Source organism: Parasphingorhabdus sp., from assembly GCF_039939955.1.
In the GTDB taxonomy this organism is placed as follows: Bacteria; Pseudomonadota; Alphaproteobacteria; order Sphingomonadales; family Sphingomonadaceae; genus Parasphingorhabdus.
Genome location: NZ_JBDVHS010000006.1, coordinates 34,626 through 47,097, shown reverse-complemented (window position 1 = coordinate 47,097; position 12,472 = coordinate 34,626). Strand labels below are relative to the sequence as shown.

At 52.9% G+C, this 12,472-nt stretch carries 11 protein-coding genes; 6 read left to right on the top strand and 5 right to left on the bottom strand.

The features are described 5' to 3' along the window. Positions 1 to 63 precede the first annotated feature (63 nt). Complete coding sequence (locus ABJG22_RS11405) at positions 64 to 2,085, bottom strand: GMC family oxidoreductase N-terminal domain-containing protein (protein WP_348020398.1); 2,022 nt, start codon at positions 2,083 to 2,085, stop codon at positions 64 to 66. Between the two features lie 44 nt (positions 2,086 to 2,129). Continuing rightward, positions 2,130 to 3,155: a YncE family protein gene (locus tag ABJG22_RS11400; RefSeq protein ID WP_348020397.1), complete on the bottom strand. Its 1,026-nt coding sequence runs from the start codon at positions 3,153 to 3,155 to the stop codon at positions 2,130 to 2,132. A 145-nt stretch (positions 3,156 to 3,300) separates the two neighbouring features. On the opposite strand from ABJG22_RS11400, the gene ABJG22_RS11395 reads away from it, so the two are divergent. Then, positions 3,301 to 4,017, top strand: a complete 717-nt coding sequence (locus ABJG22_RS11395) for a hypothetical protein (RefSeq protein WP_348020396.1) — start codon at positions 3,301 to 3,303, stop codon at positions 4,015 to 4,017. A 108-nt stretch (positions 4,018 to 4,125) separates the two neighbouring features. After that, entirely contained in the window at positions 4,126 to 5,427 is a 1,302-nt protein-coding gene (locus ABJG22_RS11390; protein ID WP_348020395.1) for an FAD-dependent oxidoreductase, read from the top strand. On the opposite strand, the gene ABJG22_RS11385 is transcribed toward ABJG22_RS11390, so the two are convergent. Next, positions 5,424 to 6,317, bottom strand: a complete 894-nt coding sequence (locus ABJG22_RS11385) for an alpha/beta hydrolase (RefSeq protein ID WP_348020394.1) — start codon at positions 6,315 to 6,317, stop codon at positions 5,424 to 5,426. The two genes, ABJG22_RS11390 and ABJG22_RS11385, sit on opposite strands and share 4 nt — an antisense overlap. A 78-nt stretch (positions 6,318 to 6,395) precedes the next feature. On the opposite strand from ABJG22_RS11385, the gene ABJG22_RS11380 reads away from it, so the two are divergent. Further along, the gene (locus tag ABJG22_RS11380; protein WP_348020393.1) at positions 6,396 to 8,138 is read left to right on the top strand and encodes a D-aminoacylase; all 1,743 of its coding nucleotides are present in this window, start codon (positions 6,396 to 6,398) and stop codon (positions 8,136 to 8,138) included. A 128-nt stretch (positions 8,139 to 8,266) separates the two neighbouring features. Here ABJG22_RS11380 and dnaN read toward each other — a convergent pair whose 3' ends face one another. After that, entirely contained in the window at positions 8,267 to 9,382 is a 1,116-nt protein-coding gene (dnaN, locus tag ABJG22_RS11375) for a DNA polymerase III subunit beta (RefSeq protein ID WP_348020392.1), read from the bottom strand. A 229-nt stretch (positions 9,383 to 9,611) separates the two neighbouring features. Here dnaN and ABJG22_RS11370 point away from each other — a divergent pair, with 229 nt between their 5' ends. The 3 genes from ABJG22_RS11370 (at position 9,612) to rlmN (ending at position 12,071) form a co-directional block, all read left to right on the top strand. Beyond that, positions 9,612 to 10,256, top strand: coding sequence for a histidine phosphatase family protein (locus tag ABJG22_RS11370; protein ID WP_348020391.1), 645 nt, complete (start codon positions 9,612 to 9,614; stop codon positions 10,254 to 10,256). Next, positions 10,253 to 10,750 (top strand): hypothetical protein, encoded by a 498-nt coding sequence (locus tag ABJG22_RS11365; RefSeq protein ID WP_348020390.1) that lies wholly within the window; start codon positions 10,253 to 10,255, stop codon positions 10,748 to 10,750. The genes ABJG22_RS11370 and ABJG22_RS11365 overlap by 4 nt, the downstream gene beginning before the upstream one ends. Before the next feature lie 73 nt (positions 10,751 to 10,823). Next, the gene (gene rlmN / locus ABJG22_RS11360) at positions 10,824 to 12,071 is read left to right on the top strand and encodes a 23S rRNA (adenine(2503)-C(2))-methyltransferase RlmN (protein ID WP_348020389.1); all 1,248 of its coding nucleotides are present in this window, start codon (positions 10,824 to 10,826) and stop codon (positions 12,069 to 12,071) included. Here the strand turns inward: rlmN and ABJG22_RS11355 are convergent. Continuing rightward, positions 12,068 to 12,457, bottom strand: a complete 390-nt coding sequence (locus ABJG22_RS11355) for a RidA family protein (RefSeq protein ID WP_348020388.1) — start codon at positions 12,455 to 12,457, stop codon at positions 12,068 to 12,070. The two genes, rlmN and ABJG22_RS11355, sit on opposite strands and share 4 nt — an antisense overlap. Positions 12,458 to 12,472 lie beyond the last annotated feature (15 nt).

The window sequence follows — 12,472 nt, the reverse complement described above, 5'->3', positions numbered from 1 at the left end:
TAGACGATATCGGCCGGAAGTAAAGTGATGTGCGGACGGATAGGCTGGAAAAGAGGCGTTTCGTTAACCGAAACGCCTCTTGCCTGCCATAGCCCGGTGGGCCATGGCCATTGTGGTGAGCTGCGCGTTGACGCGGATGCAACTGGGCATCACGCTGGCGTCGGCGACGTAGCAATTGGTCGTATTATGTACCCGCTGGTTGAGATCAACGACGCCCTTGTGCGGGTCTTCGTTGATTGCATTGCCTCCGTGGGGATGAGAGCTCGACAAGACAACATCATCAGGCTCAATAATGGCCTCCTTGTAAAATGCGTCAATCTGGTCATCGGTCATGTCACTGGTCAGCGTTTGGCCACGCAGCAGGGCAGGGTAGACTTCGATCGCGCCATTGAGAAAATGAACCTTGGTCATGGCTGCCAATGCGTGGCGTAAGAGCGATAGTTCAGCTTCACCGATTTTCAGTTTGAGCTTGCCATTTTTCATATAGCCAAGACGGTCGGCGGGAAACAGAACACCGGCGGAAACCAATCGGTTGTAATTTTTCATCCGCTCATGATGATCTTCAAACCAACCGGGTACTAGCATTGCCATGCTCATCGGCGGCTGGAAATGGCTTTCGATCAAAAAATCACCGCGATCGATATAGGTCGCCATCTGGTCTTCGTTCCAAGCGTTTACCTTCGTGCCTTCGGGCATCAGAGCAACGACAGGGCAGGCGATATTCAGCGATATATTGCTTCCCGCTTGCAATATGCCGCTGTCATTGAGCAGGGTACTGGAGGCAAGCGCGCCCGCTGCGACGACGACACCTTTGCGTGCACTAATGGTCCGCTTACCGCCGCCTCTGAGTGTGATTTGGACGGCATGGGCGATCTTTTTGCCATTGGCACCTTCATCCCACAGGATTTCGGTTGCATCTGCCCGATCCAATATCCGTGCGGGCTTTTCACGTGCTTCGCTGGTCGCATGGGTCAGATAGCTTTCCGGCATCGCTTTCTTCCGACCATAAGGACAGCCGGTGTTGCAGTAGCCGCAATAGATGCACTCGCTCTTTGGCTCTGTCGGCCCGTAATTTTTTTTGAACCACGCGGTGATCGCCTTTTTGTCGAGCGGATCATCGGACTGTGCTGCATATTTGTTCCATCCGTCGATAAGATGGGGGCCGTTGGTCCGACCTACGATCGCGTCAATTTCAGATACTTCAAGCGCCTGCTCGACCGCTTCGTAGCTCGGCACTAGGTCCGCTTCATCGATCGGAGCACCGAGCTTCGCCCAAGTTTCGTAAACATCCTCGGCATCTGGATGGACTAGGCCGTCTTGTTTCATGCGCAGACAGATTCCGTTGTTGATCACGGTGGAGCCGCCAACCACGCGGCCTTGGAACACGATGACATCCCGATCCGCGGTTGTTTGCAGACCGCCATCCTTGAATAGACGGGCGGTCATCCGGGCTTCTTCAAGGGTGATCCGGGAAGAGGGATAATGACTACCGGATTCGATGATCAGGACTTCATGTCCTTCATCGGCTACCGCAGCAGCGGCCACTGCGCCGCCCGCTCCCGATCCAATCACGATCACATCAGTTTCTTCCGGTATCGCATCATGGCCGACAAATGCTCTGGCAGTCAGATCACGGCCTGGCTCCCGGCGAACTTCCCGTTCGCCCGGGGCAGAACGGTCACGTTGCATAGGCAGTTCGAAATCGAGATCCTTAAGGACAGGATTATCAAGATTCTCCTCTTCATCACCATGCTGCCAGTGCCCATAATAGCCGGCGAGGATAACGCCTTTGGTCCGGGCAATATCTTGTAGAACATCAATGAGGGACTTCTGTAGACGCTTGCGGATTATATTTTTTCGTATTCCAGGAGGGGCGGCGAGGAAAAAAGGGCCACCCAAAACGGCGAATAAGGCATAGAGCGCCATACGGATTTCATCTGGTTTTTTCCCGTCGATATTGGTGAAATGCTCCTGCAGATTTTCGACGACTTGATCCGCCGAAATAGCCATTTCACTGCCGTGAAACAATGCCTCTGCCATTGCCTTTATCATCCGCGCTTGCAGTCGGTTGAACGGCTTTTGCAATTTTCATCTCCCTCGGTGCGACCCGGGGTGTTTATGATTTTGATCTATTCTATCGGTGTTTCAAGACTGATGATGCCCAAGCCATCTCCATCGGCACCAGCTTTAAATCGGCGTAAGACCTTACGCGCTTCAAGATCGACTTCAGCAATAGTATCCGGGCCAGTTTCGGCTACATATAGCTTCTCTCCATTGGGTGAGAATAATATCGTCACTTGTCGAGAATCAGCGTTGCCACTGACCTGGATATCGCCAACGGGCTTGCGTGTTGCGACGTTGAACAAACCAAGGGCGCCATCGCCAAGGTTGGACGTTATCGCGGTTTTTCCATCCGGACTGATAGCAACACGGATAGGAAATTTTCCGGTTTTGATCAGGGCTAATTGTTTAAGTTTCCGAGCGTCGAAAACACGCATTTCATCGCTTCGGCGATCGGCGACCCAGACGGTCTTGCCATCGGGCGTGATTGCCAATCCCTCGGGTTCGGTTCCTGCCGGTAAATCCGACAGTTTTGTCATTTTCTCCAGGTCCAGCACGCTGACCGTGCCTGATTGCATATTGGAAACAAAGGCCCGAGACTTGTCGGGCGTTACGACCAGCATGTGACTGCCTTTTTGGTCCGTCTTTATAACCGAAATTTCGCGTTGTTGCGTTTCGCCGGTGGGAGGCGAGACAATGGTGACACTATCGCTGCCTTCTGTTGTTGCGATGATCCGACCGTCATCCAGCCACAATATGCCGTGGGGGCGTCCGGTCGGAGCCAGCGAGACTGTTTCGATCCGATCCATTGCTGCGACGTCAAAAATGTCAATCGTTTCACCACCATAGGAAACAACCGCCGCGAGTTGACCATCGGGAGATATAGCGATTTCATGTGGTTGATGCCCGGTATTGCGCCGTGCGACTTCTTTGCCATTTTTTAGGTCAATGAAGCTCAAGCTGTCTTCGCTTTTGTTGCCGACTAACAGCGTCCCGGAAACTGTACCGCTTTCATTGGCGGCGTGCACCGTGGAGAAGAGGCCAGCGGCAACCAAGCAAATTGCCGAACAGGAAATCAAATATTTCTTGATCATGATCTAATGTTTCTCCTTATCCACGCAGAATAACAGTTAATCACAGATTTTCTATATCTGATTTTACATGATGTTATGAAAGGCACTGCTTGTGACGGTGTAACTGATAGGATATGTTCCTTATGAAACCATCGTGGTGCGAAATATGAACAATGGAATCAAAGCCGCAATTGCCACCGCATCGCTTTTGGTGATGGGCGCCAGTGATGCCAATATCGGGATGGATCCAAACAACCCGACTTGCCCACGCTATCCCAATTGGTCGTCCAACCCGAAAATGGATCTGACGCCGGTTGATCGGCAAGGTACCAAGATCCTATTAGCCGAAGGCGTGGTTGATGCAGGCTTGCCTGACCGGTTGCGCAAGATGCTGACGGAGAATCCGGACATTTCAGAAATTTGGCTGCGTTCACCTGGTGGTTTAGCCAGAGCTGGCAATGATGCTGGGCGGGTTATCCGGGAGGCTGATACTGCGATCATTACACGCATTCCGAAAGGCTGGACCTGTTTCAGCGCATGCAATTTTGTTTTCATGGGCGGTACGGCCAGAATCGTAGAACCTGGCGGCCATTTCATGGTTCATATGTTCACAATGACCGGTGATCGCGACGCGATTAATTATAGCATCGAGATGGGTACGGATTCCACGGTCGGGCTGATCAGTGAAGTGGAGCAGGAAAGTGCGCTTCTTGCGACGGAAGATAATGATTTTCTGATCCGGATGGGTGTGTCGCGCAAATTGCTGTCCGAAGTCATGTATAAAACGAGGGCGGTGGAAAGCGGTGATGGCGATAAATCGACCCGCCGATGCCTGACTCAAGAGGAAAGCCTTCGATATAATGTTGCCAATGCGTCTGGCTAGTTCCTCCGCCGATGAATTCCGGTCTCGCTAAAATGACAGCACCCTTTTGCTTTTCTTTTGAAATTATGGCGTTAGCATGAGAGCTATAAAATTGGGGGAGGCAGGACGATGCGTCATATTGCGATCATAGGATCGGGACCTGCAGGCTATTATTCGGCAGAAGCCGCGCAAAAGAAATATGGCGAAGATGTCGCTGTGGATATCATTGATCGCTTGCCCGTTCCATTTGGACTAATCCGTACTGGCGTTGCTCCTGACCATCAATCAATCAAAGCCGTATCGCGGAGATATGAGAAAACCAATTTGGGCAACAATGTTCGCTTCGTGGGCAATGTAACCGTTGGTGAAGATGTCAGCGTCGAAGAATTACAGGGTCTATATGACGCCGTTGTTTTGGCGACAGGTGCCCCTCATGACCGTGCTCTTGATATTCCGGGCAGTGATTTGCCGGGCATTTTCGGCAGTGCCGCTTTCGTTGGTTGGTATAACGGGCATCCGGATTTCAAAGACCTTGAGCCTCCGCTCGACGCCACATCCGTGGCGATCATCGGCAATGGCAATGTCGCCTTGGATGTTGCCCGGATATTGGCAAAAACCGAAGATGAATTCGCGGGGAGCGATATCGTCGGTCACGCGCTGGAAAGGCTGAAGCGTAGCAAAGTCGAACAGATAACGTTCCTCGGCCGTCGTGGACCGCATCAGATTGCCATGACACCAAAAGAATTGGGTGAACTGGGGAAATTGGAGCGTGCGAGACCTTATGTCGACGCCGATGATTTTCCGGATATCGGTGATGATGCCATGCTGGAACCGGGCATGCGAAAGTCGGTCACCCATTTGCGCGACTTCCTGACGGCTGATTCAGAAGATGAAAAACCCTTGCGGATCAATTTTGATTTTTTCGCTATGCCGATCGAAGTCCAAGGTGACGGAAAAGTTGAGAAATTAATCGTTGAGAAGACAGCTCTGGATAGAGAGATGCGGTCTTCTGGAACCGGCGAGCGCTATGAGCTTGATTGCCAGATGGTTGTCAGTTGCATCGGTTATCGCACTCCACCCATTGAAGGAGTTCCCTATGAACATGGCCGGGGGCGGTTTGCCAATAGCGAAGGCCGGATATTGCCGGGGCTTTACTGTGTCGGTTGGGCACGGCGCGGACCGTCCGGCACGATTGGTACGAATAAACCCGACGGTTTCGCGATTGTTGATGCCATTGCCGAGGATATCGGTTCCGGTGGCAATAAGGAAGGTCGCAAGGGATTGGATCGTTTATTTGATGAGCGTGGAGTGGAGGCGGTCACATTCCGGGATTGGAAGAAAATCGAAGAAGCCGAAATTGCGCGGGCAAGAGACGGTTCTCCGCGAGAAAAATTCACGGATATCGCCGATATGATCGCGGCACGGGACTAGCCAGCCAACCACTCCCGCAAAATCGCGTTTACCTTTTCCGGCGCTTCTTGTTGCACCCAATGGGAAACGCCGGGCAGCCGGTGTAGCTCGAAATCAGGAACCCATTGTTCGGTACCGTCGGTGCAACGGATATCAAGAGCCGTGTCTTCCTCGCCCCAGATCATCAGCGTCGGTATATCGACGATGCCGTCACCATTATCGCGTACATCATTAGTGCGGACCAGAGCCCGGTAATAGTTGATCATTGATCGCAAGGCGCCGGGCCGGTTGGCGGCATCGGCATAGACTTGCAACTCAGCGTCCGGAAAACGGCTTTTGTCGACGGCCATTTTTGAAAATGCATTTTTGACGGGTTCCGCACTATTCCTTCCCAGAATTTTCTCGGGCAACCATGGCAGTTGGAAGAAGAAAATATACCAGCTCTTCTTTAGCTGGTGCCAATGGCGAATTTCTCGTTGCGCGCATTTGGGATGGGGGACATTCAATATGACCAATTTGGTCAGCGGGCGGATTTTCAGGATCGCGAAATGCCATGCGACAATCGCACCCCAGTCGTGCGCGATCAGGGTGACTTCTTCCGCACCGCTGGCGTCGATCAGTGCGGCGACATCCTGAACAAGGGTGTTCAGGCGATAGGCGTCGATGCCCGCTGGCTTGCTGGATCCGCCATAGCCGCGCAAATTGGGTGCCCAGACTTTATAGCCCATTTCGACCAGTTGCGGGATCTGGTGGCGCCAAGAATAATGCAGTTCAGGAAAACCATGCAGGCACAGCGCCAGTTTTTTCCCTTCGCCCGCCATTGCGACTTCGAAATCTAGGCCATTGGCTCTGACCATCTGCAGGGTAATGCCGCTTGCCGGTTCCGGTTTCCATGAGAATTGATCTTGCATATCATCGTGTAACACTAGTGGCCTTTAATCATCCAGTTAAATCTGTTAAGCTGTTCCAAAATATAAAGGAGAGAGTCGATGCATGATCTGGTAATTCGGGGTGGAACCGTAGTTGATGGAACGGGCGGCGCGCCTTTTGTTGCGGATGTTGCAATTGATGGTGATCGTGTTTCGCTGGTCGGCGAAGTGCTCGCACAAGGCCGTGAAGAGGTAGATGCGACCGGTAAATTGGTTACTCCCGGCTTCGTTGACGTTCACACCCATTATGATGGACAGGCGACTTGGGACGATGAAATGGCGCCCTCAAGCTGGCATGGTATTACCACAGTCGTGATGGGCAATTGCGGCGTCGGTTTTGCACCGGCGCGGCCTGATCGCCATGAATGGCTGATCAACCTGATGGAAGGTGTCGAGGATATCCCCGGTACTGCGCTGGCCGAGGGCATGAGCTGGAACTGGGAAACCTTCCCCGAATATCTCGACGAGCTGGAAAGAATGCCACGCACCGTCGATGTCGCGACGCACGTACCCCATGGTGCTGTGCGCGCTTATGTGTTGGGTGATCGAGAAAAACCCGGCGCAGTGCCGACCGATGACGAGGTCGAACAGATGTCCAAAATTGTCGAAGATGGCTTGAAAGCTGGCGCGCTCGGCTTCTCGACATCGCGGACGATCCTGCATCGCAGCATTGATGGCGAGCTGGTTCCCGGCACGACTGCGACCAAGGAAGAGCTGATCGGCATTGGCCGTGCTATGGGCCGGGTCGGCTATGGTGTGTTTGAAATGGCAAGCGATCTCAACAAGGAATGGGACGAATTTAGCTGGATGGGTGACTTGAGCCGTGAAACGGGCATGCCAGTAACCTTCGCGGCGCTTCAGTCTATCGCCAAGGATCAATCGCTCGACGAGCAGATTGCCAATATGCGCGCGGAAAATGACAATGGCGCCAACATCGTCGCGCAAATTGCACTGCGTGGAAACGGCATCGTTATGGCATGGCAAGGCACGGTGCATCCTTTCGTCCGGCACCCTAGCTGGATCGCGATGGAAGATCTCTCTTGGGACGAAAAATATGCCAAGCTGAAGGATCCTGCATTCAAGGCGCAATTGCTCGGTGAGACTGCCCAGATGCCGGAACAGGTTGATATGGTACCGGTCTTCATGATCGTCACGCAGGGTTGGCCGGTGCAGTTTGAGATGGATGTAGATTTCAACTATGAACCACAGGCAGATGAAAGCATCGCCGCACGCGCAGAAGCTGCCGGCAAATCCGGCCCAGAATATGCTTATGATTTGATGATGGGCGATGACGGCAAAGGTTTTATCTATCTACCGCTGCTCAACTATATGGACGGCAACCTCGATTTCCTCGAGACGTTGCAGCAAGCCGACGACACGGTGAACAGCCTGTCAGACGGAGGCGCGCATTGCGGAACCATTTGCGACGCGGCCAGCCCGACCTTCATGCTGGAACATTGGGTGAAGAATCGTAAACGTGGTACGATCAGCATCGAGAATGCGATCAAGCGGCAATGCCTGGATACGTCGCGGCTCTATGGCCTGAACGATCGTGGCGTGCTGAAGCCTGGCTATCTAGCTGACGTAAATGTGATCGATATGGAGCGGATCAAGCTTGGTAAGCCATGGCTGGCCTTTGATCTGCCAGCGGGCGGCAAGCGCTTGCTGCAGAAAGCCGATGGCTATGATTATACGATCAAGTCGGGGCAGGTGACCTTCAAAGGCGGCGTTGTCACTGAAGCGCGTCCGGGCGGTCTTATCCGTGGTCCACAGACTGCGGAGATGCTGGAAGCAGCGGAGTAAAATATACCCCTCCCCAAAATGGGGAGGGGCTTAATGGAGCGCTATATTGCGCTGTAAAAAGAAAGGCTAGTCTCTAACGCCTCTCGATTTTGAGAAGAGTCAGAGAAGGTTTAGCGACAGACTTTGTTTTAAACCCGCATTGGCATCAGGACGTAAAGCGCAGGTGACTTGTCATTCTCACGAATCAAAGTCGGTGCACTTGCATCGGCAAGATGCAATTCCACGCTGTCGCCCTCGATTTCGCCCAGAATATCCATCAGATATTTGGAGTTGAAACCGATTTCGAAGACGTCTTCCTTGTAGGAGCCGGGCACTTCTTCTTCGGCTTTGCCATTTTCAGGTGACGTGACAGACAATGTGATCTTGTCATCGCCGAGCGCCATTTTCACAGCGCGCGTTTTTTCCGTCGCGATGGTCGAAACGCGATCAACGCCTTGGGCAAAGCTCTTCGGATCGATTGTCAGTAGCTTGTCATTGCCCGTAGGAATGACCCGCGTGTAATCAGGGAAGGTGCCGTCGATCAATTTGCTGGTCAGGATTGCAGTGCCCAGCGTGAAACGAATTTTGCTGGCGGACAGATCGATCTGGACCGATGTCTCGCTATTCTCATCTAGCAATTTGCGCAGTTCGTTGATGCATTTCCGTGGCACAATCACATCAGGCATGCCTTCTGCGCCCTCGGGACGGGGAAGGGTCACACGGGCCAGACGGTGACCATCGGTCGCGGCAGCTTTCAGTACCGGCTTGTCTTCATCCTGCACGTGCAGGAAAATACCGTTGAGATAATAGCGTGTTTCTTCGGTCGAGATTGCAAAGCGCGTCTTGTCGATAATCTGGATCAACGAAGCGGCCGGCAGTTCAAAACTGGTTGGCAACTCACCTTCGGCAATAACAGGAAAATCATCGCGGGGCAGCGTCTGCAGATTGAAACGGGCACGACCTGCATTGACTTTCATCTTGCCATCGGCGGCGTCCAGCTGGACTTGTGAGCCATCAGGCAGCTTACGGGCAATATCGAAAAGAGTATGGGCGGATACGGTCGTCGAACCCGCAGTCTCCACTTGTGCTTCGACGGTTTCGACTACCTGAAGATCCAAGTCCGTTGCCATTAATTTGATGCTGCCATCGGCACTGGATTCGATCAGCACGTTGGACAGGATGGGTATGGTATTGCGCCGCTCAACCACGGACTGGACATGGCCCAGGCTCTTTAGCAATGCCGCGCGTTCAATGGTCGCTTTCATAAACCGTCCTTCTTATTCCCAATCAACCGTGAAAATCGCTGTGCGCAAGAGTCCGCACGGGTTCACGGATAGTTCACCGCTTCATTAACAATAAAGTGCGACAGGGCAAGCCTGATCGCCGTCTTAGGTCCGATAATGCAGTGAAAAACTGTGGAAAAAAGCAAGAAGGTGGGTAAAGCCGCAGTTGCAACCTATGGTTTTTGCCATTTTGGAACGGGATTTGGTCGATATGAGTGGTATTAATACCAATGGAAAACGTCTGTATATAGCGAGGCATGGCGAGACTATTTTTAACCTTGCTGGCCGCATTCAGGGCGAACATGCGCACACCCCGTTAACCAGAGCCGGATTCGCGCAAGCAGACGCCATGGGGCGAGCCTTGGCATTGCATCTGGGAACGGATCCAGTCGAACTGGATTTGATTGCCTCGAATACTGATCGCGCACTGCAGACTTTATCGGTGATTGCCGAGCATGTCGGCGCAGACTGGCATCAGACACGCAGCGATGCGCGGCTGCAGGAAATCGATATGGGAGAGTGGGGCGGTGTCTATTATCGCGACCTTGGCGGCAAGCTTGAGATAGATGAAGAGGAACGGCTGTTCATAACTGTCGCTCCGGGTGGAGAAGACTATCGCGACATTGCAAAAAGGCTGGAACATTGGCTCGCAGAGCAGAATTTCAAACGCGATGCAGTGCTGATCAGTCATGGCATGACCAGCCGGGTACTTCGTGGCTTGCTCGTCGGGGCCGATCCACATCCGCGCTTTGGTGCGCCAATTGCTGAAGGGCTACCGCAGGGGTCGATTGTTCAAGTCTGTGACGGCGTGGAAGATGTGATCCACCTTGGCGGTGGGGAAGGGGAGAAGGCTTGAAAAAGCTGTGCCTTTTTCTGGGACTGGCAGGGTCGGTGGTCGCCGCACCCGCAACCGGGAAGGATTCACTGGGTATATTCAATAGCTGGGGCGCGTTTCGTGATGCGGAAATCCCCCGTTGTTATGCCATTGCGGAGTCCGAGGACATTACCGGCAAGGCAGAGCGCAAATCCTTTGTCAGCATTGGTTTTTGGCCTGAACGCAAGATCCGACGGCAATTTCATGTTCGTCTGAGTCGGGACAGGTCTTCCAATAGCCGGGTGATCGTCAGTATCGCCGGCCGCCGTTTTCACCTTACCGCGAATAGAACAGATGGATGGTCTCAAGATAAACGTATGGATGCGGCGATCATAGCCGCGATCCGTTCCGCGACGAGTATGACGGTTGAATCTATTGGCCGTAATGGCAAGCCGATCGTCGACGCTTATCTGTTGCGTGGCGCAGCGACGGCCATTGATGCAGCGTCTTTGGGGTGTTCGCGGCTCAATCGATAGATTGTCAGCAAAGCCAAGAGCTCCACATAAGCGCGGCTAGCAATTGCTGACAATCGCTCCTATATGCCGGCGCATGCAGATTCCCGGTCACATTGATCCAGTTCCCTTGCCCGCAAAGGTGACTCCGCGTCCCGACGGACGTTTGGACCTTATTGGTCTGAGCGTTTCGGAAATCCGAGAGGTCCTGATCTCAGCTGGGTTGGAAGAAAAGCAAGGAAAACTGCGTTCTAAACAGCTGTTTCATTGGATTTATCATCGCGGCATCAGCGATTTCAGCGTGATGACGGATATGAGCAAGGCGCTTCGCCCCTGGTTGGCGGAACGATTTGTCATTGGTCGGCCGGAGATTGTTGAAGCGTATCTATCCGAAGATGGCACACGCAAATGGTTGTTGCGTTCGGCGGATAGTCAAGATTATGAAATGGTCTTCATCCCCGATGAAGATCGCGGGACATTATGTATTTCATCGCAAGTGGGCTGCACATTGAATTGCCGCTTCTGCCACACAGGTACCATGCGGCTGGTACGGAACCTGACGCCGGGCGAGATTGTCGGACAGGTGATGCTGGCGCGTGATGCGCTAGGCGAATGGCCGAAGGGCGTGATGGATTTTGCAGACGATGAAGAAGCGGAAAACACCAAGGTATATAATCAGGCCTATAAGTCTGATGGCCGTCTGCTGACGAATATCGTGCTGATGGGGATGGGCGAGCCTCTGTATAATTTTGACAATGTTCGCGATGCCATGAAGATCGTGATGGATGGCGACGGGCTCGCGCTTTCGCGCCGACGGATCACACTGTCGACCAGCGGTGTGGTGCCGATGATTGCCAAGGCAGGCGAAGAGATAAGTGTAAATCTCGCAATTTCGTTGCACGCGGTCAACAAAGAGACCCGGGACGAAATTGTGCCCCTTAATCGTAAATATTCGATTGAGGAGCTTTTGCAGGCCTGTGCGGACTATCCGGGGGCGAACAATGCCCGGCGGATCACATTTGAATATGTGATGCTGAAAGACAAAAATGACAGCGATGAAGATGCGCGGGAATTGGTGAATTTGCTGCGCAATTATGATTTGCCCGCAAAGGTAAATCTAATCCCGTTCAATCCTTGGCCGGGCTCGGCCTATGAATGTTCGGAGCCGGCAAGGATAAAATCCTTCTCCAAGATCATTTTTGATGCTGGGATCAGCGCGCCGATCCGTACGCCGAGAGGTCGGGATATCATGGCCGCTTGCGGTCAGCTCAAATCCGCTAGCGAAAAGAAAAGCCGTGCGGAACTGGATAGGCTAGCGGAAGAAAAACAGGCAGCGCTCGGCTAAGCCGTAGCGATTACGTCAATTTCTACCATCAGTTCCGGCAAGGCGAGCGCCTTGACTTCGACAATGGTGTCGGCTGGATAGGGTGGTGTGAAATAGCTTTTTCTAGCTTCCACGATTTTTGGGAAATATTCCATGTCGGTTAGGTAGATTGTGACTTTGACAATCTTCTCACGGCTGCTGCCGCCAGCCTCCAGAACACGGTCGATATTGGCGAATAACTGCTTCAACTGAGCATCAAAGTCGTTGGCGCCAACGATTTGTCCTTGTTCGTCAATCGCGGCCTGGCCGGAAAGAAATAGCAGGTCACCGACCCGCCATCCCGGCGATATCGCATAAGGCGCGAGCGGATCTGGATTCAATTCGATGACCTGTTTTGTGACGCTCATGATATTCGGTTCCCC

Excerpts from the sequence above, each read along its gene's own strand:
- ABJG22_RS11395 (WP_348020396.1), top strand. The coding sequence starts at position 3,301 with ATGAACAATGGAATCAAAGCCGCAATTGCCACCGCATCGCTTTTGGTG.
- ABJG22_RS11400 (WP_348020397.1), bottom strand. The coding sequence starts at position 3,155 with ATGATCAAGAAATATTTGATTTCCTGTTCGGCAATTTGCTTGGTTGCC.
- ABJG22_RS11355 (WP_348020388.1), bottom strand. The coding sequence starts at position 12,457 with ATGAGCGTCACAAAACAGGTCATCGAATTGAATCCAGATCCGCTCGCG.
- ABJG22_RS11370 (WP_348020391.1), top strand. The coding sequence starts at position 9,612 with ATGAGTGGTATTAATACCAATGGAAAACGTCTGTATATAGCGAGGCAT.
- ABJG22_RS11390 (WP_348020395.1), top strand. The coding sequence starts at position 4,126 with ATGCGTCATATTGCGATCATAGGATCGGGACCTGCAGGCTATTATTCG.
- ABJG22_RS11380 (WP_348020393.1), top strand. The coding sequence starts at position 6,396 with ATGCATGATCTGGTAATTCGGGGTGGAACCGTAGTTGATGGAACGGGC.
- ABJG22_RS11385 (WP_348020394.1), bottom strand. The coding sequence starts at position 6,317 with ATGCAAGATCAATTCTCATGGAAACCGGAACCGGCAAGCGGCATTACC.
- rlmN (WP_348020389.1), top strand. The coding sequence starts at position 10,824 with ATGCAGATTCCCGGTCACATTGATCCAGTTCCCTTGCCCGCAAAGGTG.
- dnaN (WP_348020392.1), bottom strand. The coding sequence starts at position 9,382 with ATGAAAGCGACCATTGAACGCGCGGCATTGCTAAAGAGCCTGGGCCAT.